Origin of the sequence: Endozoicomonas sp. SESOKO2 (assembly GCF_024606245.1) — a bacterium.
GTDB lineage: Bacteria > Pseudomonadota > Gammaproteobacteria > Pseudomonadales > Endozoicomonadaceae > Endozoicomonas_A.
The window spans coordinates 1-1,135 of sequence record NZ_JAHHPQ010000252.1; the positions used below are offsets into that span (position 1 = coordinate 1).

The 1,135-nt window shown below is 46.7% G+C and carries 2 protein-coding genes; both read left to right on the forward strand.

The genetic code is table 11. The annotated features are described in order from the left end of the window. Positions 1-199: hypothetical protein (locus KDK17_RS05995; protein ID WP_257287592.1), on the forward strand; the 199-nt coding region annotated here is incomplete at its 5' end. A gap of 385 nt (positions 200-584) precedes the next feature. Next, positions 585-1,135: hypothetical protein (locus KDK17_RS06000; protein ID WP_257287593.1), on the forward strand; the 551-nt coding region annotated here is incomplete at its 3' end.

Here is a 1,135-nt window from a genome sequence, read left to right on the forward strand (position 1 = left end):
GAATTTTCATCCTCAATTTTCTGCCATCCTCGCTACGGGCGCTATTCTCGGTCAGGCTCCTACCGACTGGAGGATGAGTAATGGATACAGGACAACAATATTTAATTCTGACTCTGGTCTTTGGGTTGCCTCTGTTTGCAGTTGCCATCTGGCTTACTGTTCGAAACAAAAAGCATTAACCCTGCACCCATCGCCCTGAAGCTGCTGCCTGAAAATCAGGTTCACATTCCATTTCGGTTGCAGGTCATTGGCAAACATCTTCAGAGTTGAACTTTGACCGCTCCCTGGCCAAAGAGGAGGGTAACGATCGCAGGACGGCTCTACCTTAAGGGCTGTTTGGTTCTGCCTGTGGAGGCTTCTTTGTAAGTCTGGTTGTTTTGAACCAGCAGTAGCCTATGAAGCAAGAAGCTCCTGCGTTCTTCGCAGGAGAGCAGTCACAATGAATAAATGAGCAGCTACTCAGTCTCTACTCCAAAACCACCTTTGACGTTAATCTGACTATTGTCTACTTTCAGCCAGTTGTTGAGAAATACTCTCGCACTTTCCTCCTCCCTAACTACCTCTGTTATTGTTGGTTTCCTTAAATGAAAAATCACTTTCTGAACCAACGGCTGCTGGTTAATATATGGAAAATTTATCTGCTAACTTTTCTTGTCTGGGCTTCTCTGGCTCGGGCAACACCTGCTTCGTCGGATTTTACCGCTACTTCAATTACTGCGGGGGGAGCTGAAAAGGCAAACTACCGGCTAACGACCCGCCTGTCAGCAATAGGTCCGGAGTCCGATAAGTTTATAGAAATCGCTTCAACCCCGGAAACCGTAGAAGTTAATGAGAGGCTTAACGATTCATCTGTTCGGAAAAAGAAAAAAAAATCAGGCCAGGTTGTGAGTCTGCCAGGGTTTGCAGGACTGCCTTTACCAGAAGAAAAACGAGAGTCTGATCTATACAGAGGTGGTTATCTTGGTCAGGATGACGACGATAGCTTTAAACGCCCCCCTTACTTTCCAATTCAGAACAAAGGGGATTTTACCCTGACACTACTCCCGGTTTTGCGTATTCCCACCGACTGGCGCAACTACTTAAAGGGCAGTCATTGGTACCATTGGGTTATGGGCGAACCCGATCATGATTCAGG